The sequence below is a fragment of the Labilibaculum manganireducens genome (genome assembly GCF_963665805.2).
Lineage (GTDB): Bacteria > Bacteroidota > Bacteroidia > Bacteroidales > Marinifilaceae > Labilibaculum > Labilibaculum manganireducens.
In genome coordinates, this window is the sequence record NZ_CAXXEE010000003.1 from 1,878,351 (window position 1) to 1,901,986 (window position 23,636).

Annotated in this window: 17 protein-coding genes; all 17 read left to right on the forward strand. The window is 34.9% G+C overall.

The window, feature by feature from the left end; all coding sequences use genetic code 11:
• Positions 1 to 402 precede the first annotated feature (402 nt).
• Positions 403 to 960, forward strand: a complete 558-nt coding sequence (locus tag ACHZAX_RS07235; RefSeq protein WP_320018582.1) for an RNA polymerase sigma factor — start codon at positions 403 to 405, stop codon at positions 958 to 960.
• A gap of 313 nt (positions 961 to 1,273) precedes the next feature.
• A complete protein-coding gene (locus ACHZAX_RS07240; RefSeq protein ID WP_394698238.1) occupies positions 1,274 to 2,449 on the forward strand; it encodes a FecR family protein in 1,176 nt (391 codons plus the stop codon).
• Between the two features lie 241 nt (positions 2,450 to 2,690).
• Positions 2,691 to 6,182 (forward strand): SusC/RagA family TonB-linked outer membrane protein, encoded by a 3,492-nt coding sequence (locus tag ACHZAX_RS07245; RefSeq protein WP_320018584.1) that lies wholly within the window; start codon positions 2,691 to 2,693, stop codon positions 6,180 to 6,182.
• 37 nt (positions 6,183 to 6,219) lie between these two features.
• Positions 6,220 to 7,593 carry a RagB/SusD family nutrient uptake outer membrane protein gene (locus tag ACHZAX_RS07250; RefSeq protein ID WP_394698240.1) on the forward strand — a complete coding sequence of 458 codons (1,374 nt, stop codon included), beginning with the start codon at positions 6,220 to 6,222 and terminating at the stop codon, positions 7,591 to 7,593.
• Positions 7,594 to 8,017: 424 nt separating this feature from the next.
• Complete coding sequence (locus tag ACHZAX_RS07255; protein WP_320018586.1) at positions 8,018 to 8,935, forward strand: ABC transporter ATP-binding protein; 918 nt, start codon at positions 8,018 to 8,020, stop codon at positions 8,933 to 8,935.
• 5 nt (positions 8,936 to 8,940) lie between these two features.
• Positions 8,941 to 9,720 carry an ABC transporter permease gene (locus ACHZAX_RS07260; RefSeq protein WP_320018587.1) on the forward strand — a complete coding sequence of 260 codons (780 nt, stop codon included), beginning with the start codon at positions 8,941 to 8,943 and terminating at the stop codon, positions 9,718 to 9,720.
• A gap of 77 nt (positions 9,721 to 9,797) precedes the next feature.
• Positions 9,798 to 10,937: a TlpA family protein disulfide reductase gene (locus ACHZAX_RS07265; RefSeq protein WP_320018588.1), complete on the forward strand. Its 1,140-nt coding sequence runs from the start codon at positions 9,798 to 9,800 to the stop codon at positions 10,935 to 10,937.
• An 81-nt stretch (positions 10,938 to 11,018) separates the two neighbouring features.
• The gene (locus ACHZAX_RS07270; RefSeq protein ID WP_320018589.1) at positions 11,019 to 12,149 is read left to right on the forward strand and encodes a TlpA family protein disulfide reductase; all 1,131 of its coding nucleotides are present in this window, start codon (positions 11,019 to 11,021) and stop codon (positions 12,147 to 12,149) included.
• 484 nt (positions 12,150 to 12,633) lie between these two features.
• The gene (locus ACHZAX_RS07275) at positions 12,634 to 13,188 is read left to right on the forward strand and encodes an RNA polymerase sigma-70 factor (protein ID WP_320018590.1); all 555 of its coding nucleotides are present in this window, start codon (positions 12,634 to 12,636) and stop codon (positions 13,186 to 13,188) included.
• Positions 13,189 to 13,351: 163 nt separating this feature from the next.
• Positions 13,352 to 14,503: a FecR family protein gene (locus ACHZAX_RS07280; RefSeq protein WP_320018591.1), complete on the forward strand. Its 1,152-nt coding sequence runs from the start codon at positions 13,352 to 13,354 to the stop codon at positions 14,501 to 14,503.
• Positions 14,504 to 14,593: 90 nt separating this feature from the next.
• Positions 14,594 to 18,082: a SusC/RagA family TonB-linked outer membrane protein gene (locus ACHZAX_RS07285; RefSeq protein ID WP_320018592.1), complete on the forward strand. Its 3,489-nt coding sequence runs from the start codon at positions 14,594 to 14,596 to the stop codon at positions 18,080 to 18,082.
• Positions 18,083 to 18,094: 12 nt separating this feature from the next.
• The gene (locus ACHZAX_RS07290) at positions 18,095 to 19,492 is read left to right on the forward strand and encodes a RagB/SusD family nutrient uptake outer membrane protein (protein WP_320018593.1); all 1,398 of its coding nucleotides are present in this window, start codon (positions 18,095 to 18,097) and stop codon (positions 19,490 to 19,492) included.
• A 134-nt stretch (positions 19,493 to 19,626) separates the two neighbouring features.
• Entirely contained in the window at positions 19,627 to 20,772 is a 1,146-nt protein-coding gene (locus ACHZAX_RS07295; RefSeq protein WP_320018594.1) for a TlpA family protein disulfide reductase, read from the forward strand.
• A gap of 288 nt (positions 20,773 to 21,060) precedes the next feature.
• Positions 21,061 to 21,144, forward strand: a complete 84-nt coding sequence (locus ACHZAX_RS07300; protein ID WP_394698302.1) for a 4Fe-4S binding protein — start codon at positions 21,061 to 21,063, stop codon at positions 21,142 to 21,144.
• A gap of 21 nt (positions 21,145 to 21,165) precedes the next feature.
• Complete coding sequence (locus ACHZAX_RS07305; RefSeq protein WP_320018595.1) at positions 21,166 to 21,417, forward strand: hypothetical protein; 252 nt, start codon at positions 21,166 to 21,168, stop codon at positions 21,415 to 21,417.
• 285 nt (positions 21,418 to 21,702) lie between these two features.
• Positions 21,703 to 22,242, forward strand: coding sequence for an RNA polymerase sigma-70 factor (locus tag ACHZAX_RS07310; protein WP_180327355.1), 540 nt, complete (start codon positions 21,703 to 21,705; stop codon positions 22,240 to 22,242).
• Between the two features lie 91 nt (positions 22,243 to 22,333).
• Entirely contained in the window at positions 22,334 to 23,515 is a 1,182-nt protein-coding gene (locus ACHZAX_RS07315) for a FecR family protein (protein WP_320018596.1), read from the forward strand.
• The last annotated feature ends 121 nt before the right edge of the window (positions 23,516 to 23,636 follow it).

The window sequence follows — 23,636 nt, forward strand, 5'->3', positions numbered from 1 at the left end:
CTTTTTGCCGGATTTGCTTCCAGCACAATTAGTTACGATTTTGTTGTATATTTCAGGGCCCATCGGCCTCCTCTTCCAGTCTCACGCTCAAATCAGTCCGGTTGATGACCAGCCGGTGGGTTGCCTTTTTGTTCCGAAATTAAACTCCTAACGGATTCCATATTTCAAAACGGTTTCCAAGTTAAGTAAAATAAAAATGATTGTGACCTGTCAAATGTGCCAAGTTTTCCCGATTCAGTAAATTTTAGTTGATTTAACACGTATTTTTTTTGTTGTTAATTAGATGTGAGTACCTATAGCGGAAGATGATAATCCTATTCTAAATGTCTTGAAAACAACTGTTTTCTTCTTTCAAAAAAAGTTCTACTTTTGCTTGCACTAACCACTATTTAAAAACCCAATATGCCCGAATCAAAAGATATACTTACTGAACTGCTGCGTACCGGAAGTCGGAAATCTTATGAGGCATTCTTCAAGAAATATTATCAGGATTTATTTTTGTGGGCCAATAGCATTCTAAAAGATTCGGAAGCTGCAGAAGACATTGTTCAGGATTTTTTTGTTGATTTTTGGGAAAAGAAACGATTTAAATCAGTTACAACAAATCTTCAGGCCTATATTTTCAGATCGGTTCGAAACTTATGTCTGAACTACATCAAGCGCGAACAAAAGCTGATTCATGATATAGATCATTTGGAAAAAGAAGAAGCTGCTCCTATGGCAAATATCGATACAATTGAAAATTCTCAGCTAATTTATTCTGCCATCAACGAATTGCCGGAAAAATGCAGAGAAGTATTTATGCTGTGTTGTGTAAACGGGTATACTTATAATGAAGCGGCGGAAGAACTTGGGGTTACCATAAATACTGTTCGTACTCATATGGTACGTGCTTTTAAATTTTTGAGAGAAAAACTCCAATCACCACACCTGTTTTATTTATTGTTTTTTCATAAATAAACCTTTCTGCACCTTATTTTATACAAGTGACTGTTAAGTACTATTTTGTCTGATTTCATTTTTAAATCAAGTTGGCATTCTGTTGAAATTTTCTGCGGACTGTTCAATCAGATATTCTTAATTCATCATTCTTAACGGATAATTATAAGTCTATTGCCTTATGAATGGGATTGTTATATCTTGTTTAAAAGCTAATACTCATCAAACGTAAAAAAAAGTTAATTTTTTTGTCACATCATTTCAAAACAGATCTGTCTTAAGAGTGTACGCACTTAACTGATACATTGAATTATAATTACAAATGGAAGAAAAAATGATTGATATTATTTCCAGGTCTCTTGGGGGACAGCCTACTACCAGCGATGAAAAACAAGAGCTGGAAACGTGGTTGAATGAGAATGGAAATAAGCGCTTTTACGAAGGGTTGGAGATGTTCTCTGCAAATTCAAAGGAAGCGTTGCGATTACCGCAGGCAAATGTGGAACGGGCATTTGAAAAGTATCTTGGAAAGATGCAGCAATCCAGGACCGCTCTTCGGATGAGATTGATTAAGAAGGCAATGCCATATGCAGCCTCAGTTTTATTGATGCTTGGATTGTTTTCTGTAATGATGTATCTGGGCAATTCCGATTCAGGAATCGCGAAACAAGAACAATGGTTGGCTGCAATTGAGCCGGGATCACAAAAGGCCGAGCTCATATTAGATGATGGAGAAGTATTGAATTTGGATGAGAAGAAAGAGAAGGATGAAATTAAGGAAAAAGATGGTACGGTAATTAGTAATACCGGTTCTGCTTTGGTTTACAATGTTAGTACAAAAACGGATAGCAATAAAATAACTTACAACAGTTTGGTGGTACCAAGAGGGGGAGAGTATCAATTACAATTGGAGGATGGAACCAAAGTTTGGGTGAACTCCGAAACACGGCTGCGTTATCCTACCCGGTTTGCCGACAATAAAAGAATGGTGTTGCTGGAAGGGGAAGCTTATTTTGAGGTGAGTAAGGATAAGAACCGTCCGTTTATAGTGAAAACACAGGGTGTTGATGTACGTGTTTTGGGAACGCATTTTAATATTTCGTCGTACGCCGACGAAGACGCCATACGTACTACACTGGTTGAAGGGAGTGTTTCGGTAGTGGATAATATAAATCCTGATGAAAACCTGCTACTCAGTCCCGGACATCAGGCCGTTTTCTCAAAGAAAAGCGGTGATCTGGAAAATAAAAAAGTAAACGTTGATTTGTATACCTCATGGAAAGATGGAAAGTTTGTTTTTCAGGAATCGAGTTTGGCTGATATCATGAACCGGGTATCGCGCTGGTACGATGTGAAAGTGTTCTATCAGAATAAGGAGGCGGGAGATTTAAATTTTACGGGAACATTGAAACGTTATGAGAGCTTGGACCGCTTGCTTGGAATGATTGAAAAAACAAACGAGGTAAAGTTCTTATTTAAGGATAAAACAATAATTGTTCAAAGAAAATAAATGAAATAAAAAACCAACGAATGAGAAAAAACAACCCAAAAAGATTAAACCCCAATATAATAAGTAGAAAAAACGGGTTTGCGCGAACAAACCCGAAGTGATAAAAATTACTGTATTCATCCCTGAGTGGAATCAAAAGATGAATACAAATGTGTAATGTAATCCTAACAAATTTATGAAAAAATCATTTGGAATTCCCTCCTTTTTTGAGAAAAATAGGTGGAGAAAAATTGTAATGCGTATGAAGTTACTTACAATGTTTATGCTGGTCGGAGTTTTTCAGCTTACCGCAAGCGTGAAGGGACAGAATGCAGAGGTGAATATGAATATGCACAATGCCAGTCTTATTGAGTTTTTCTCAGAAATTAAGAGTCAGACTGATTACGAGTTTCTTTACAATTACGACCTGGTGTTGAGCAAAGAACCCATAAGTCTCGAAGCCGATCAACAGGATTTAAAAGAGCTCTTGGAAGATGTTTTGTATGAACGTGGTTTAGACTATCAGCTGGATGATAATGTAATTATCATTTCGGAAAGAGAGTACGTTGCTCCTGCTGCAGAACCAGCACCCGCAGTGCAGGAAAAAAGAGTAAGCGGAAAAGTGACCGACAAAGATGGTGTTCCACTTCCTGGAGTATCTGTTGTTGTAAAAGGAACCAATAAGGGGGTTGCTACCAATATTGATGGAAATTATGCAATTTCTTTGGAAGATGAGGATGCAGTTTTATTATATTCTTTTGTTGGGATGTTACCTAAGGAAGTTGCATACAATGGGGAGTCAGTACTGAATATTACACTTCAGGCAGATTCTGAGCAAATGGATGAAGTTGTAGTAACAGGTTATCAAACGTTATCACGGGAAAGAACGACTGGTTCATTTTCACAGATTAGTCAAGAGGAGTTCGAACAGCGTATAACTTCAGATATTACAGTTAGTCTTGAAGGTTTGGTTCCAGGATTATATGTAGATGGAAATAACGAAATTACCATCAGGGGAGTAGGTACTCTTTATGGTAAATCAAGTCCATTAATCGTTGTAGATGGTTTTCCTGTTGAAGCCGATTTAAGTACAATTAATACAAATGATATAAAGTCAGTAACTGTATTGAAGGATGCTGCAGCAACTTCAATATGGGGCGTAAAGGCTGCCAATGGTGTTATAGTGCTTACTACTAAAATGGGATCTATCAAGGAAAAAGCACAAGTAAATGCTTCATATTATTTGACCATTGAAAATAAACCCGATTTTGATGACCTTAATATGATGAGTACATCTGACAATATAGATCTTGATATTGAGTCTTATGATGCAGGTGATTGGAATCCAGTATGGGCACCTCACTGGTCGCTTAATTCTTTGCAAACCGTATATAAAGATAAAAAGGATGGTGTAATCTCACAGGAAGAATATGATACAAAGATTGCCAGTATGAGAAATGTGAATGCACAAAAGCAAATGGCAAGGTATTTCTTACAAAACGCAATCTCACATCAAGCGAATCTGTCTATAACTGGTGGTGGTGATAAGGGTTCATTCTACGCATCTGCATCTTATAACGGAAATAAGGGTTCGTCTGTTGGGGATAGTAATGATAGATTTAATGTTAACCTTAAAAATAATTACATTCTTTCAGAAAGTTTCACATTGACTACAGCTGCCAATCTTACTTATGCTAGTGAAGAAAATAATGGTATAGATATTGATAAAATGCTTTATAAAAAACCATATGATGTTCTTGTTGGTGCAAATGGAGTTCCTGTCCAGTATTACCAGGTAAATGAGGATAATGGGAGAGAACTTGAAGCAAAAGGTTATTTGCCTTACACAAGTAGTCTTCTTGATATACAGAAGTATAATGATAACACAACGAAAGGATTTGATGCAAGATTGCAGGTTGGCTTAAATTATAAAATTATACCTGAACTCGTATTTGATACCAAATTTCAATACGAAAGAGGTTATTCCAAATCAAGAGATTTTAAAAGTATAAAGCATCCTGAAACAAGGAAATTGATTAATGACTATACCATTGAAGATGGCATGGGGGGGCTTGTTTATCAACTACCAAAAGGTGGATGGTTAAAATCCGGAAAAAATGATCATGAGGCTTTTACATGGAGAAACCAGCTTAGTTACAATGCATCTTGTGATGATGATAAGCATCAAATCTCGGCAATTGCGGGTACAGAGGTTCGCAAATATGTAACTTATGGCTACAGTGATGAGAAATTTGGATTTGATCCTAAGACTTTGAAATATAAGCCTATGGATGAATCTTACTGGTTAAGTACGATGCAAAATGCAGCATGGTTTGGTTTTACAGCACAGGCATATGATCCATTTAGTTCTTATACTGAGGTTGATAACAGGGATGTGTCCCTTTTTGTGAATGGATCGTATACGTATGGTGGCAGGTATACTTTTACGGCAAGTGGTAGAATTGACCAGTCTAACTTGTTTGGAAGTAGTAAGGAATTCAGATATAAACCTCTCTGGTCTGCTGGATTGAGTTGGAATATCTCTAAAGAAGATTTCATGTCTAGTACAGACTGGATTGACAATTTAATGCTCAGAACTACCTATGGAGTAGGTGGAAGTGCCAATAAGAGCTTCTTTCCTGAATTAATGGGTATATATGACATAAACTATTCAACAGGTGATCCATACATTAAATTATCTAACCCTGCCAATGATCAACTAAAATGGGAATCTTCTTATATGTTAAATATTGGTATTGATTGGAGCTTGTTGAATAACCGTATCTGGGGTAGTTTCGAAATTTACAATAAAGATAGTAAGGATCTTATAGGAAGGCAATCATTAGATGCAACCAATGGCTGGAGTGCTGCTAATGTGAATTTTGCATCTATAAATAACAAGGGATTTGAAATATCTTTAAATGCAGCCCTTGTTAAAAAAGGCGGTTTTATTTGGGAATCAAATCTGAATATTGCAAACAATAAAAATGAAGTTGTTGATGTTGGAATTTCTGGAGCTTCATTAGATAATTACCTTGCAACACTGCCATCAATTGAAACTGTTGAACTGTATGCTAGTTATGGTATGATGGGCTATATAGGTATACCAATTATGGGTAAACCTTTATCAAGAGTTTTTGCATATAAATGGGGTGGGCTCGATAATACGGGACAACCAATGATTTATGATGAAAATAATGAAAACATATCTTGGAAGGGTTATTCGGGTGACCCAAAGGCATTGAAATATATGGGGACTTCAACACCAACAGTATTTGGTAACTTTAAAAACAGTTTTTCTTTCAAAGGTTTGACTCTTGCTGTAAATATGACCTATAAATTTGGTCATGTATTTAGAGCACAACGTTCAGTAGGATCTGAGCTCCGTATTTCACAAAGAGAAAATTTAGCTAATAGGTGGAGAGTTCCAGGAGATGAGTTAAATACTGATGTACCTCAATATAACAGACTTTGGGGGCGCTCTTTTGACACTTTTTATCAAAATGCTGATATTAATGTATTGGATGCAGATTTAATTAGGTTGAATGATCTGTCTTTGAGTTATAATCTTCCTAAAGGACTTGTATCAAAAACGCCATTAAAATCTCTTAATATTATGTTGCAAGCTCGAAATCTCTGGTTGTGGACTGCAAATGATGAAGATATAGATCCTGATCAAGCGCCTAGTGAGATGTATTACTTTAAGTTTCCAACACCAAAGAGTTTTATTGTTGGCTTAAAGGCAACTTTTTAATTAGTTAAACCATTAAGATATGAAAAAAATATATTTTTTGCTACTTACTGTAGCAACATTATGGAGTTGCGATAACTTCTTGGATGTTGAGCCAAAAGGTAAGGCAATTCCATCGACTGTAGAGGATTATGATTTAATGCTTCAGTATACAAGTTTCGGATTAAAAAATGCTGTTTACATGGATCCGGATGTATATATTCCTGCTGATGCTCTTTTATTACGAACTTACGATTTAAGTGCCTATATGTGGTCTGCAAATCAATATAGAATGAACGAGTCAGATGGTGATTGGGATGGTGCATATCAAACGCTTTATTATTGTAATCAAATTATAGAGATGATTGATGGAGCTAGCTCCGATAGTGGTGATGAGTATCAAAGAAGACGCATAAAAGGACAGGCATATGCGCAAAGAGCGAACATTTACTTCTGGCTTGTGAATATGTATGCTAAGCACTATGATGCTTTAACAATGGATACCGATCTTGCAGTACCTATGGTTGTGAAGAATGACCTGACTCAAAAACTACCTCGTTCTACAGTTGCAGAGATATATGCATTGATCGAATCAGATCTGGAAATTGCCAGAGATCTTGTTCCCGAAACTGAGGATATTAAAAAGAATTTTAGAGCTTCTAAGGTTTCAGTTGATGCATTACTTGCAAAAGTTGAACTTTTTAAGGGTAATTTTACTACTGCTTTAACTTATGCAAATTCGGTGATTGATGCCTGGGGCGAAAATTTTAATGATTTAAATATGTTTACGAGTCATGATGACTATATGAATTCATTTTCACCATTGCTTATGAGCTACGGTAATCCAGAATTTATTTGGCATACTAGAGTTGACGTATATCCTGATACAGGAACAGAATTAGGTGCAATATATTTATCAGATGAATTAGATGATCTTTATATAGATAATGATTTGAGATATGAATTTTGGACAAGAGGGTTAGATCAAAATGGAAATTTTTATCCAGAGAATTCAAGACGATTTGTTAACTGGTATGATAAATGTATGACAGCTTCAATTCCTGAAATGTTTCTTATAAGAGCTGAGTGTTATTCCCGTAGTGGTAACAGTGGGAACGTTGCTAAGGCTGTTCAGGATGTTAATACTTTACGCAAATATCGATTAAAAAATGGGACAAGTTATGAATTGTCTGCAAGTTCTTTAAGTGATGCCTTAAATATTGTTAAGCAGGAGAGAAGAAGAGAGTTTGCGACTACAGGTCTTAATTGGTTTGATCTTAGAAGGTATCAGGCATATGGAGATCCAGTTGATACTTATAGTAGAATCGTAGAAGGGGAATCTTACACTCTTGCTCCTGGAAGTAACAGGTATATTATGGCGATACCTGAATTTACTAGGGCATATAATCCATTATTAGAGCAAAATCCCAGATAAAGTATAAGAATATAGCAATAAATTAAAGGAAAGTGGTTGTTCTTCATTTAAGGACAACTACTTACTTTATTCTTTTGTGAAATACAATCTAGTAGTATTTATTTTTATAAAGTAGGTTTGTTGAACTGTTATAACAAGCTGAATTGATACGCATATATATATATGATTAGCATTGGTTTAGAGATCAAAAAAACCAAAAGTCGCTCTCAGCAAATTGTATCCTAATGTCTTTAGTTCTAATTACGGTAATAAAATTAATTAAAGCTGTAATAGCTAGTACCTAGGTATCAACTGGAGCTCAGCTGTGAAAAGTTTTAAATTAATAATTATGCAAATCACAAGATGACTGTCTTTAATACAAGTCAGTGGTTTAGTGTTTGTGAATGTATTTTGTTGAAATAATCTAAAAAAAATTAAATAGTACATGGACAAAAATATTATAGATATTAAGAATCTGAATTTTTCTTATAAGAAAACGCATAAAGAGATTGAAGATATGGTGCTTCATGTTCCTAAAGGGAGTATTTATGGCTTTTTAGGGCCAAATGGAGCAGGAAAGAGTACGACGATACGTTTAATATTAGGACTTTTAAAAAAACATTCGGGAACGGTTGCGCTTTTTAGAGAGAAATTCAACGCAAAAACAAGGATCGAAATATTAAATAAAGTTGGAGCATTGATAGAAAATCCATCCTTATATGATCATTTAAATGCAGTTGATAATCTTAGAATTGCTGCAAGTTATCGTCAGCATATTGGTCATGACCGGATTAACGAAGTTTTAGAAATTGTAAATCTGGTGAATGCCAAGAAGAAGAATGTAAAAGAATTTTCTTTAGGAATGAAACAACGTTTAGGGATAGCAATTTCATTGTTGAGCAATCCGGAGCTTATTATTTTGGATGAACCGACCAATGGATTAGATCCTAAGGGTATTATTGAAATGAGAATGCTTATTACCGATTTAAATAAAAAATATGGTACTACAATTTTTATTTCAAGTCATTTATTAAGTGAGATAGAAAAAACATGTACGCATGTGGGAATTATCAGAAATGGAAAAATGGTCTATGAAGATACAGTTAAAGCCTTAAAAGAATCAAAAGGAAAAAATATAACGATCGAAATTGATACGGACAAGCATGTTGATACTATGAAAGTTTTAGAGCAGCATAATAAAAAGGATTCTGCTATGCTTAATGGTTTGGTTCAAATTGATGTGGAGGACAAGGAAGAAATTATCGAGGTAATTGATATTCTGAGATCCTGTAATATTAATATTTATCAAGTTTCAATAAAAAATAATTTAGAAGACCTCTTTTTAGAACTTACAGAAAACTAAATATTATGATATCAATATTATACTATACATCAAGCATAAAAAGTGAACTAATTAAAGTCAAGAATACGTCCGTTGTTTGGCTGACAATTACTACTGCACTGCTTTTTCCATTATTATTTTTTGCTGGACAAATTGTCATGTATGAAAAATCAACTGGCGGGACAGGCATAAATCCTTGGATACAGTTTGTAGACTCACAAGTTCAAACTTTTGTCCCTTTTTTCATCCCTATGTTTATTACATTAATTACGAGTTTAATTATGCAGGTTGAGCATAAGTCATTAGGATTTAAATATTTATTTGCCTTGCCTATTCCTAAATGGAGTGTGTACTTTGGTAAATTAACTATTGTTATTATTGCTTTAATTATTACTTATTCTATAAATTATTCAGCCATAATGCTATCTGGTTTAGTATTGGGGCTAATTCATGCAGATTTAGGATTTTTAGATTTTCACCCAGACTATTTTAATCATATAAAATTGCTGTTTACTTCCTTTACGGCTTGTTTGGGAATTATAGCAATTCAATTTTGGTTAAGCTTTAGATTTAAAAGTTTTGCTGTCTCTTTAGGAATCGGCATGTTTTTAACAATCGCGGGGGTGATGATTTCTCAAACGCCTAAAGCAGTTTATTTTCCATATTCCTACAGTATGTTATCAGTTTCAGGCACTGATAAGCTACCCTTAATTATTGGTGTTCCATCTGTGATTGTGTTTAGCATTGTGTGCTTTGTGTTAATTTCGGTTTTAGGATATTTAAGTATTAAAAAAAATAATATTTAATAAGCTGGTAAATTGTTTTGTCAAGAATAGAAGTGTCTTAACTCCAAAAATAAATATTAATATAAAATTAAATTAAAATGAATAAAAGAATCAAAAAAACTGGAATTATAGCTGCAGCAATTTTGTGTCTGTTTGCTATAAAATTATTTGCTCAGGAAAGTGAAAAAAACTCCCCGCGCAAACTAACAATTGGTGATCCGGCTCCTAAGCTTTCGTATTCCAAATGGATACAGGGAGATCCTCGTATTTCAGAATTGGCAGCTGATAAAATATATGTTATTGAATTTTGGGCAACATGGTGTGGCCCTTGTATAGCTGCGATGCCTCATTTGTCTGAGCTCTCAAAAAAATACAAAGGAAAAATTGATTTTATTGGCTGTGATGTTTGGGAAAGCGAACATGGAGGTAATAAAAATCAGGAATTTTACTATGATAAAGTAAGTGGCTTTGTTAAGGATAAAAGTAAATCAGGAAAGCTGACCTATAATGTCATTACTGATAATAATGCAGAAGATATGGGGAATAACTGGCTTAAAGCAGCTGGTATTGATGGTATTCCATCTTCTTTTGTTATTGATAAGGGGAAAATTGCTTGGATCGGTCATCCTTATTATCTGGATTCAGTACTGGTAGATATAGAGCAGGGAAAATATGATCCAGCGAAAGAATTAGAAAAACAGAATAAGCAGGCACAGGAACTAGCAAAGTATGAAGCGGTTTTTAAAGCAGTTATTGATGAATATAAAGCGGCAGAGACTGCAAAAAACTATGATAAAGCTTTGGTTTTAATGGATAATGCTATTGCTAAATTTCCTGAAAACAGTTTTATGTTTGTTACGGATAAATTTATGCTGCTGTTAGAGCATTATTCGGAAGATAAAGCCATAGCATACGGATGGGAGCTGCAAAAAACGAAGCTTGACGGCCAGGTTGTTGTTGCCAATGTTGTTATGAAAGATGGTTTATCCAAACGAGTATATGAATTTGCAGCTGAGGCTATGATCAAATGGGAAGATACAGAAGGTAATTCAAAAGTGCTTGGTTTTATTGCAAGTACTTACCTGAAATCTGGTAATATTAGAGAAGCGGTCGAATATCAAAAAAAGACAGTTGCGGCTGCTAAAGCAGATAAAAGTGAGTACGCTCCAACGGCCAGTGAAATTGTTGAATATGAAAAAATACTGCAGGAATATTCAAAGAAATTATCTAAGAAATAACATAAAACTAATTCTTGAAGCAGAGTTAAATTAAAAATTAATTTTCAGCTCTGTTTAGGAGAATAATAAAAAATTTGAAAAATGAAAACACTTAAAATTATTCGAAATAGTTTGGCTGTTGGTTTGATGTTGCTAGCATCTACTTTACAAGCGCAGTATAATACTAATCCAACACTAAAAATTGGGGACGATGCTCCGCCTATAATCGTTCAAAGCTGGGTTAAAGGAGAACCAATTCATCAATTTGAAAAAGGGAAGGTATATGTTATTGATTTTTGGGCTACCTGGTGCGGCGGATGTATTGCTTCCTTTCCACATATTAGTGCTGTTGCTGAAAAATATAAAGGAAAGGTCCGCTTTGCCTCAATCGATAGTTATGAGGGGCTAGGTGATCGTAAAGATGAGGATGCTGCTGTGGTAGTAAAAGATTTTCTTAAAACATCTAAAGGGCAAAGACTTAAGCTTGATGTTGCTGTTGATGATAAAGCAAATACGATGTATAATACATGGATTAAGACACTCCGTAGACAGGGGTTCCCCACTACATTTATTATCGATCAGAATGGCAAAATTGCTTGGGTAGATGCCAATTTAGATAATTTGGACTGGGTACTTCAGCAAGTACTTTCAAAGAAATGGAATAACGAAACAGCCAGACAAGTCATGACCCTTAGAGATGCACTTGACGATAAATTTATTGCAACGGTACGAAATGAGGTTCAAGATCAGAAAAACTCTTATCTGGAAATGATCGATGATGCAGAGGCTTTTGAAAAACAATTTCCTGATAGAAAGTATGAAGTTGCTTTTTATAAATTATGGGCATTTACAGAGATAGATAAAGGTAAAGTACCGATGTTGTTAGAAGAAATGGCTTTAAATCCGCGTTCTAAGTATATTAACTTAGGTGATGCAGCGTTTCTATCTTTAAGAAGAGATGACCTTACTAAGCGGGATTATATCGCCATTGCCAAAGTTCAGGAGCGTCTATTGTTAAATGAACATAATGGAACCGGACACGGTGGGAAAAGTGTAGAAGCTTATTCTGAACTGGCAGCAACCTATAGTAAGGCTGGCAACATTTCAAAAGCGATTTTTTCTATTCAAATTGCAATCGCAATGGCAAAAGAACAAAAAGTACCTGCTAATGATATAGAAGTGCTAACTGCGACAATGAGCAAATATAAAAGTACAAAAACTGATTTAAACTAACCAGCTCCATAGTTTAATGGATTTTTGTTAAATTGTGAATGTTTCTTAATTTTTTTTTAGTGGATACATCAACCGGTGGAGTGATTGATGATAAGCTTCGTGGAGAGTCTTTGGAGAAAAAGCTGGAAGAACTTTTTAAGTAAGCAGGTTATTTGTGTGCCATGATTGTAAAAACTAAATATTTAATTGTAATGAGCTTAAAACGCCTTCATTTTGGAGGCGTTTTTTTTAGGAGTAAAATAAATAATTGTCAGTGTAACTGTTCCTGTCCAATCTTAATGAAAAAATATTTGAGCTAATATAAAGTATGATGATTACTATTTTTATAAGCATTTATTGAAACAATATTATGAAATAGCAGGGGTGACTGTTTTAATTTCATGTTTTGTAATCTTTGTTATGTAACAGGAAGGGGGAAGCTTATTTTTTATGAATTAGATTTCTTATTTGGAAATCCCATTTCTATTTCTAATTTTGAACTTCGATGGGAAATGATACTTTATTGATAAAGCAACTTGCAGAAGGAAATCGTTTGATATTCAAGAGAATATTTGAGGATTACTATCGTCCGTTGTGTGGATTTTCCAGAAAATTTATTGCGGACACTGATGTTTGTGATGATATTGTACAAGAATCCTTTTTGGGACTTTGGAACAGGAGAGCTGAAATTTCAAGCTTTAACGCAATAAAAAGCTACCTGTATTCTTCTGTTCGTAATGCCTGTTTAAATCACCTTCGCCATCAATCAGTAAAAGAGAAAAGCGAAGCAGATATTCTTGCTTTATCTTCCGATTGGTATCTGGAAGATTCAATTGTTGAAGAAGAAGTCCATTCTCAAATTTACGAGGCCATTGAAGATCTGTCTCCACAATCTAGAAAAGTGGTGATTATGACAATGAACGGCTTAACTAATCCTGAAATTGCAGCAGATTTAGGCGTTTCTGTGAATACAGTAAAAACTCTGAAACAAAGAGGTTATCAGTTCCTGCGAGGCCGGTTAAAGGGAATGCACTGGCTTCTATTACTTTTACTTGCCTAACTAAAATCAGCTGTGATCTCAGCTGTTCTAATAACAGGATTGTCTGCCAATTGCCTTTTGCCATGCCAGTTATCTTTTCTTTTTTCTTAAATTGATAAAAAATTGTTTCGGTCTGTCACCCACATGGCAGGTAAACGTTTCTTAGAATCAAATTGGGGAAATTATGCGCAAATCAAACAACAATATTTCAAACTTGATTGTCCGGTATCTTAAGGGGAAATTGGATGAGAATCAGAAGAAAGAGTTGAATCTGTGGCTCGAAGTACCAAGAAATAAACAACTCTTTGATGAAATAACCACAAAAGAAAGAATCCTGAATAAAAGTACCAGTTACGATGTTTTTAATTCAGAGAAAGCCTGGAAGCAGATTGATCAAAAAATTTCCGTAAAAATAAACTATCGCAGGATATTGGCTTATGCAGCAGTTATTGTGCTTCCCTTAGCAATTGGTTTTTTTATATTGAATCAGGTTCCTAAGTACAATAAGGAAATGGCACAGTTTTACGAAATTAAGCCAGGTGAGTTCAATGCGAAATTATATTTTGCCAATGGCGAGGTCGTCGATTTAAAGAAGGATACTTCGAGTAGGTTTCGTTCTGCTGATAATTTAGTAGTGGAAAAGGACAGTGAGAAACTGAAAATAAATTCTGACTTAATGGAAGGTGGAAAACGAAACAAGCTGAACCGGATTGTAACGCCCATTGGAGGAGAATATGAAGTGGAATTGCCCGATGGAACAGTAGTTAAACTGAATGCTGATTCGTATTTGGAATTTCCATCTAAATTTTCAGGAAAAGAAAGAAGGGTAGTTGCCAAAGGGGAATTGTATTTTGATGTAGCAAAGAACAAGGATTGGCCGTTTATAGTAGAATCTGAGGGGATGGAACTTAAGGTATTGGGCACAGAATTTAATGTAAGAGCCTATTCTGATGAGAAGGAGATAATTTCGACATTGGTGGAGGGAAGTGTTGAAGTGAGCAATTCGAGTGGAGAATTAATTCGGTTGACTCCCGACAGACAGGTTGTTTTGAATAAATCGGATCAGTCGATGCTTGAATGCAAAGCAAACATAGAGTCTGTAACTGCATGGAAAAACGGGAAATTTATTTTCGATAACCGGCGAATTGAAGATATCATGTATGATTTGGCGAGGTGGTACGATGTCAAAGTCTTTTTTGCAAATTCAAAAGTGAAAGATAAGAGGTTTTCGGTGGATGTGCCTCGCTATGGAGAAATAGAATCAATATTAACTCTGCTCAAAGGAACGGGCGAAACATCCTTTACAATAAATAAAAATGTTATTACTGTGAAATAAAATAAAGGGAGTGCTCTAACACTCCCTAGATGTAAGTTTAACCATGCGCAAGGCAAATTGCGCTTAATTTTTAACCAACAACCCAAATTTATGAAAAAAAATCATTTGTTCGGGCATTACCCAAGTAATGTCTGGAAGAAAACACTTAGGGTCATGAAATTAACAAGCATTTTACTTTTTCTGGCAACTTTTAGTGTTGCTGCTGAAGGATTTAGTCAGGGCGGTGTCATATCCATCCGAATGGATCAGGCCACATTAAAGGAGGTATTTCAGGAATTGAAAACACACTCAGATTATTCCTTTGTGTATAGTGATGAGGTGATTTCGGGCATAGAAGTAAATTCTATTGATGTGAAAGACGCAACGCTTGAACAGGTAATGAACGATTGTTTAAAGGATACCAATTTAGAGTATTATGTGGAAAATAAAGTTGTTGTTATCCATAAAAAAGTACCAGAAGCCATTCAAAAACAGAAGCAGGAAAAAAAGGAGCTTAAAGGAAAAGTGACCGATAAAGATGGTGTTCCGCTGCCAGGAGTTTCGGTAGTAGTTAAAGGAACAAGTATTGGTGTTGCTACAGATATTGATGGTAATTATACTATTTCATTTGATGATGAAAATACAGTAATGGTGTTCTCTTTTGTAGGGATGATTCCGCAAGAGATTGCTTACCAGGGGCAGACAGACTTGAATCTTGTTTTAAACTATGACACTGCTAATTTAGAAGAAGTTGTAGTTACGGGATATCAGACAATAGAGCAGGGAAGGGCAACTGGCTCTTATGATATTGTTAATCAGGATGAATTATCCAGAATTGTATCAAACGATGTAGTAGATAAACTTGAAGGTGTCGTTCCCGGACTTTTGATTGACAGCAATGGAGATATGATGATTCGTGGTCAGGCAACTATTTATGCCCAGACAAAACCTCTTGTTGTTGTCGATGGATTTCCAATGGAATATGGAACGTATAATATTAATCCAAACGATATAGAGAGTATATCTGTATTGAAGGATGCTGCTTCTGCCTCTATTTGGGGGGTTCGAGCTGCAAATGGAGTACTGGTGATTACAACAAAAAAAGGCAGTAAAAACAAAAAAGTTAAAGTGTCATATATTGGAAATGTAAAAATAGGATCAAAATTTGATATTTCCTCTCTTGGTTATTTAAATTCGGCGCAACAAGTAGATTGGGAACGAGAGAAATTTCATAATTACCCAACTTCGATTAACAATATTGCTTTAGATCATCCTCAGAATTTTTCAGAAGCGGCTTTAATTGAGTATCGATATAATAATGGTGATATCAATAATAGCGGGCGAGAATCCGAGTTTAATAAACTTGCATCTGTTGATAATATAGGAGAGCTAAAAAAGAATTTTTACAGGAATTCGCTACTTCAAACGCATAATATTACGATCTCTGGAGGATCGGAATCGATAACAAATTATTTATCTGTTTATTTTGAGAATTCAAAAGGTGATTTGATAGGGAATAAGCGTAATAGTGCAGGAGCACAATTAAATAGCTCTTTTGATTTAAATGACAGAATAAAACTTACTACAGGCTTTCGTGCAAATTATGCTAAAACAGATACTTATTCTGGAGAACCAACACAAATATTACCTTATCTAAATATCACGGATAATTCAGGTAATTATAGTAACGAGTTTACTGGCGTTTCTCAATTGATGAAAGAGGATCTAATGCAGAAAGGATACACAGATTGGAGCTTCAATAGGTTGAAAGACAGATCTCTTATAGAGGACAAAACTCAAAGTTATAATGTTATGACTAATGCTCAATTGGAAATTAATCTACTAAAAGGGTTAACCTTCAGTACGAGTGGGATGTTTATATTGGATCAGTCTATACAAGAAATCCTTAATGGGGAAAATAGTTACTACGTTAGAGATTTGTATAATAAATTCACTTCTTATGATAATGGGACTATTCAAAATAATTTGCCGGAAGGGGCAATAAAAAATAAAACACATAATAATAGTTTAAGCTATACTTTTCGGAATGTCCTCAATTACAAATATAGTAAGAATGATTTTGAACTTTCATTCCTTGGAGGATGCGAGGCGTTTGCTATTAGAACCAAAATGGAATCTGACAGCTATTTTGGATATGATCCACAGGGAATGAATTACGATTCTACATTGAATTTATATAACTTGGTTAATCAAGGTGTAGCTGGGTATTCTTCCTTAAGCGGATTACAGAGACTATCTTATTCTCCAGTGCACTCAGATGCAGAAGATCGGTATTTTTCCACCTTTTTAACAAGCAATATTTCGTATAATAATCTTTATACACTTTTTGGCAGTATCCGTTATGACAAAACAAATCTTTATGGCCGCTCAAGTAAGTACCAGGATCAACCAACATGGTCTATTGGCACAAAGTGGAATATTTCTAATGAAAAATTTTTCAATGTGAAGGGGATTGACTTATTAGCCTTAAAACTTTCTTATGGACTAAGTGGTAACGTTGATAAGACTACATCCCCATACCTTATCGCGTCAAATTCAAGAGATGTGTTTCTTGGACAACCTGTGCTAACGATTGATAACCCGGAAAATTCACAATTGTCTTGGGAAAAGGTTTACACATTTAATGCAGGTGTAGAATTGGCCTTATTTAAGAATAAGTTGAATCTGTCTGCAGATTATTATACGCGAAATACTCAAGATGCCTTAGGAAATATGGTGGTAGATCCAACTAATGGATGGGCAATGGTTAGAAAAAATACAGCATCTATAAAAAATCATGGCGTTGATTTATCAGTAGGTTCATGTCCAATATCAACAGAATATTTTAAATGGAATTCTAATTTAACATTGTCGTATAATTATAATGAAGTTGAAGATGTAAATTCCGGAGAAGAGACTGCAACAATGATTACCTCTGGAAACCCACTGGAAGGAAGGCCTGTTGATTATATATATGCTTATCGTAATGGAGGGTTAAATTCCGACGGGCAGATTCAAGTATTGGATAAGGAAGGGAATTCATTTTTATACAATGAGACAGCTGATTTTGGATCTGAAGATTTCCTGATCATGGGTAGATCTACACCAAAAATATTTGGGGCATTGAGCAATGTTTTTTCATATAAAGGATTTGAACTGGATTGCATACTGACATACAAATTTGGACATAAAATCATTATGTCATCAATAGCAAATGCTGCTGATAGCGATAGAAGAATATATAAATCTTTTGATCAGCGATGGAGGCAGCCGGGAGATGAAAACAATACATGGATACCAGCAGTTAATTATTCTGTAACACAACAATATATTGATGTATTGAATCATAATGAAAGGATGATTGAGGATGGGGATCTTATTAGACTAAAAGCTGTAGGAGTTTCGTATGATTTTATTCGGATTTTAAAGTCCAGAACATTATCTGAACTTTCATTAAAATTATCTGCAGAAAATCTATGGTTTTGGGCTGCCAATAGTGAAGGATTAGATCCTGACAGATTTGATATTTCGAATTCAGTCTCTAATTATCTGGGTACTCAACCTACCTATTATACATTTTCATTTAAAATCGGTTTTTAATTTTGCGAAGACATGAAAAAGATAATATATACTTTTATTTTAATATCATTGCTGTATTCGTGTGATGATTTTGTAGATATTGTTCCAAAGGGCAATACGATTCCAGAAACAGTTGATGATCTTTCCAGATTAATGAACTTGGGAACTTTCACATCTGAAGGTGATTTTACAGAAATTTCTTTTAATATACCTTATTTTGAGTTATACAGTGATGACTATACCATCACTCAAGACGAGTTACAACCAAATTTTTATTTGAATACTATACCCATTTTTGCCAGTTATTTAAAATGGTCTGATTCTTCGGAAAATAGTGATGAAAAGTGGGATGGATTGTATAAATCCAATTATGTAGCCAATTACGTGTTGGATAAGGTAGATAATGTTGCAGAAGGTGTGGCTAATGACAGAAATGAAGTTAAAGGCAGAGCTTTGGTTCATCGAGCGATGAATTATTTTTTACTGGTTAATCTGTATGGTAAACAATACGATGCTTCGGCAGGCTCTGCATCCACAACAGATCTGGGAGTTCCATTGATTCTTGAATCAGATATAAACAAGCAGTACCAACGTGCGACTGTAGCAAAAGTGTATGAACAGATTCTGGACGACCTTACTCAGGCAATTTCTATAATGAAGACAGAAGTCTCAGAATTTTCCAATATACCAAGTTTGTCTGTGGCCTTTGCTTTGAGAGCAAGAGTTTATCTTTGGATGCAAAATTATGACCAAGCATACACAGACGCAGTAAAAGCCACCGAACTTAATGGAGATCTTATTGATTATAACACGTGTTCTCAAGCGGTTCCATCATTTGGTTCTTTAGGAGGAATCATTGGTTATCCAACCCCCGCCGCCAAAAATTCTGAAGTTATTTATGCAAGGTTTAAATCTTCCAGTCTTCCAGTGGTCTATACCGAAAAAATGCTGGGAATAACAGATACAGATAATGATTTGAGATATACTTTGTTTTCGTATTTCCAGTCGGGAGTCTTGCAGATGTTTTACAATAACCACAATCATTCGGGTATTAATGCCGCTGAGGTTTGGCTAATTAGGGCTGAAGCCGCTTTACGCAAACCAAACCCAACTGTTACCGATGCAATTTTTGCTCTTGACTATGTGCGCGTAAATCGTTTTAAGCAGGATGCATATGAACCAACAGAATTAACAAATACAGATGCTCTTCTTGATGAAATTTTAAATGAGAGAAGAAGAGAAATCAGGTTAAACGAAATGGCATTTTTCGATCGTAAAAGATTGAATGCAAATCCGGCAACAGCCAAACCAATGAGCAGGGTTGTACAAGGAATGGAATATACCCTTCCGGTAGGGAGTCCTAAATATCAGCTTCTTATCCCTGTTAATGTTATGCAGCTTAATCCCCTGCTTATTCAAAATGAGAGATAGAGAAGGTTTATTTACTGTTTAGAGAATAATTCTCAACTGGATTATTGCTTTTATAAGGTAACGTTCTATTTGTAGAATGTTGCCAAGTAGTAGAATTACACATTAAAAAACATTAAAACATTAAAAAAAAAATTATGAACAAATTATTAATTACACTGTTAACAATTCTTTCAACATTGAGCCTTAGTGCTCAAGATAAAATCTTGACAATAGGAGATAAGATACCTGAATTTAATTATTCGAAATGGATTAAAGGGAATCCGATTGATAATTTTGATGATGGAAAAGTTTATGTTTTTGAATTTTGGGCAACCTGGTGTGGTCCTTGCATTGCATCAATGCCTCATCTTTCTCAGATAGCCAAGAAATACGAAGGAAAATTAGAGGTTGTTGGAGTAAATGTTAAGGAAAAAGTTGGAGATAAGTCTTATCAATCCTTACTTCCTAAAATTGAAAAATTTGTTAAATCGCAAGGGGATCGTATGTTATTTAATGTGGTTGCGGACAATAACAATTTCGACATAGAGAGAAAGTGGTTGGAAGCAGCTAAAATTGAAGGTATCCCAGTAAGTTTTATCGTGAAAAATAATGTTATTCAATGGATTGGGCATCCAAGTGAAATTGAATCTGTTATTGATGAGATTCTGGAAAATACTTATGATCTAATGTCTTTCAAATCTAAATACGACTCTAGATTTAAAAACTCTACAGATGAAGATAAAAAACAAGAAGAATATTCGATGAAATTAAAAGCTGCGATGGATGCAAAGAATTACAATTTGGCTTTACAAATAATGGATGATTACACGCAAAAAAATCCAAATGGAGCAACCGCAATTATACCAGATAAGTTCAATTTATTACTTGATTATTTTAGTGAAGAAAAGGCAATAAAATTTGCAAAAGAAATACAGGAGAAAATTGGATTTTTTGGATCTGCTTTCGCCTTTTACATTAGTGAAAAAGAAGGGTTGAAGAAAGAGACTTATTTGTTTGGTGTAGATTTAGTAAAAGATGTTAGACAAGCTTTTTCAAAGCTATATTTATTAGAATCAATGTTGTACTTAAAGGCCGGAGATTTGAAAAATTCGTACGAAAGTCAACTGAAAGCAGTTGGGAGTATATGCTTAGAACTCAAGGATAAAAAATATGAGGGATTTGTGACCAAAGAAACTATGGATGAGTACGAAATGCAAGCATCAATTTTACGTGGGCAACTGGAAAAAATATTTGAAGATGAGTTGAGAGCTAGGATTAATGCTGCACAGACTAAAAATTAAAGAGTGAGGGTTATGGCAGAATATCTGAATGACATTTTTCTTTAAGTGTATATGTTAAAATTTTAAGGGTTAGACTATAATAAGTCTAGCCCTTTTTGTTCTGTAGTAATTTCTGTTATATCAGTTTTGAAGAAGAATAATTAAAAAAGAGAAGTCTTGCTTTTCTCTCTGCTTTCAGATTTTATCATTATAAAAATAAACTAATTGCAGTGGCAAAAAACCAGAGGGACTATCTGTTGAAGTCATCAGAAAGTTTGCCCAACTTAGGCCATTGTCATCGATAGAAAAATGAAGTATGCATCTTTATCAAATTTCGATTGTGTAAAATGCAATATGTGTACGGTAAGCTGTAAAACGAATGCTATTCAATAGCTAACTGACAATTCTGAAAATTTGAATTCCTATGCATGGACTATTGCTGAAGCAAAAGAGGATCTTGATAAAGAATTGGTAAACAAGGCTGTGAAAATGGCCAAACGCTCTGTTGAATTGAACGCCAATTTTGCGAATATTGATACATATGCCTGCATATTGAATAAAGCCGGACAAATAGAAGAGGCAAAAATTCAGGCTGCAAAATCAATAGAGTTAGCACCTGAAGATCAAAAGAAAGATTTGTGGTCCTTGCAATTTATGAGCAAATAAAAAACCTTCCGCAAAGAGTAGTTATTGCACTCTTTGTGGGATTGTGTTTCCCAAATTTTAAACAAGCTGCCTTATGGGCAGCTTTTTGTTTTTATTATTTCTTCGAATCAAATGTTAAAAATCGTTTGTCATTTGCATAAAACGCTTAGTCAAAAAAGAGCGTTGAAAATTAAAAAAAACGAAAATTTACTTCACCTATTTTTTAATTTGCGTGAGTTTATTACTTGAAGTAGTAAATTCGGAGCGTCATTAGGGTGAATTAATTCCAAATAGAGTATTGAAAGATTGGCTAAACTACTCATAAATACAACCATTTTAGAAGAACTGTTTAAGGAACACTATAACAGTTTGTATTATCATGCCCAAAGTTTTTTGAGCAATCCCGAAGTTGCGAAAGATATCGTGAACGATTGTTTTGAGGAAGTTTGGAACAAGCGCAATCAATTGGATATTTCTTATTCCTTAAAATCATTCCTATATAGTATGGTTAGGAACAGATCTTTAAATTACCTGAAACGACAAGAAGTGGAGAAAAAATACATCAGCAGAACTTTACACAGTTCCGGATATGGTGAAGATGAATATCAGGATTATGATTCCGTACTCGATGAAATTAGGAAAGCCATTGAGGAATTACCCCCACAAGGACGAAGCGTATTTAAAAAATGCTTTATCGAAAATTTAAGTTATAAGGAAACTGCCGAAGAATTAAATATCTCTGTGAATACCGTAAAAACGCACGTTACCAATTCCCTAAAAAAATTGCGTCACGATCTGGACCGCGATTTATTATTGTTTTTTCTTCATGTTTCGAAGAAAAAATAAAAAATAATTCACCCATTTTATTTTTTCCTTGTGTTGTTTTTGTAAGACGAGGATATTCTAAATGTCTCAAATCTGATAATTTACAAGCAAGATGAAAAAATCATATAATCATGATCAATTGGAGGAGGTTTTTCAAGTACTGAAAAATCCTCAAAAATATGGGTCTGACTTCTTTCAAAAATACGAGAGCAACCAACAAATGCTCGATTTGTACAATGAGTTGCGGCAATACAAAGAATCCGGACAGAAGTTAGAGCAGATTGATGCTCCAAATATTGGTTTGGAGTGGCAAAAGCTAACTTATAAATTGAAAGAGCAGCAAAGAAGAAAAAGAGGCTGGATGATAGCAGCAAGTGTTGCTGTCTTATTGTCCTGTGCATTCATTTTTCAATTTGACAGAATTGTCAACCAAATGGATCAGGATGGAAATCAGCTTGCGCAAATCGAAAAAGGAAACAGCAAAGCTTTATTAATTACATCTGGTGGGAATGAGTACCGGTTAGACGAGGGCATCAATAGAATCATCTCCGAAAAGGAAGGAGTGCAAATTCACACCGATTCAAACCATGTAGTTCAGTATGCTGGTATCGCAGGCGAGAGTAACGAGAACAAATTGGCTGATATGTACAATACTTTGAAAGTGCCTCGCCTGGGAGAATATCAACTGGTTTTATCTGATGGAACAAAGGTTTGGCTAAATTCAGAATCAGAACTTCGTTATCCTGTGAAGTTTACCGGCGCAACAAGAGAAGTGGAATTGCTTGGTGAAGCATACTTTGATGTTGAAAAAAATCCCGGCAAACCTTTTTTTGTGAAAACAAAGAGTACAACTACGCGTGTCTTGGGAACAGAGTTTAATGTGAGTGCATATCCCAGCGAGGAACTAAATATTACTTTGGTTGAGGGAAGTATTGAGTTAAATTCAAAACAAATCTCAGGTGAGGTTCAATTGATACCAGGCGATAATGCCAATTTGAAAATTGGAGGTGATAAAATTTATGTTTCACAAGTTGATGTGAGAAAATATACTGCATGGAGAGACGGGTATTTCTATTTTGAAAAAGAACGTTTGGAGGATATACTAACAAAGTTGGAGCGTTGGTACGATTTTAAAGTTTTTTATCAAAATCCGGCGGTGAAAGATTACGCGTTTAGAATGCGGGCTGACCGGAATGAAGATTTTGCAGAAATTGTCAGCAGGCTGGAGCAAACCGGCAGGATAAGCATGAAATTGAAAGGAAATGTAATTGTAGTTTCCGATGTTAATCGATAACCCCTAAAAATGATATAATGTTGAAGTCCCCATCAGGGGATTTAGAAGTAAAAAAGGGATAGTTGGAGCTATCCCTCAAATTAACTGTTCATCCTTGGAGGGATGAACTATTGTTTAATCT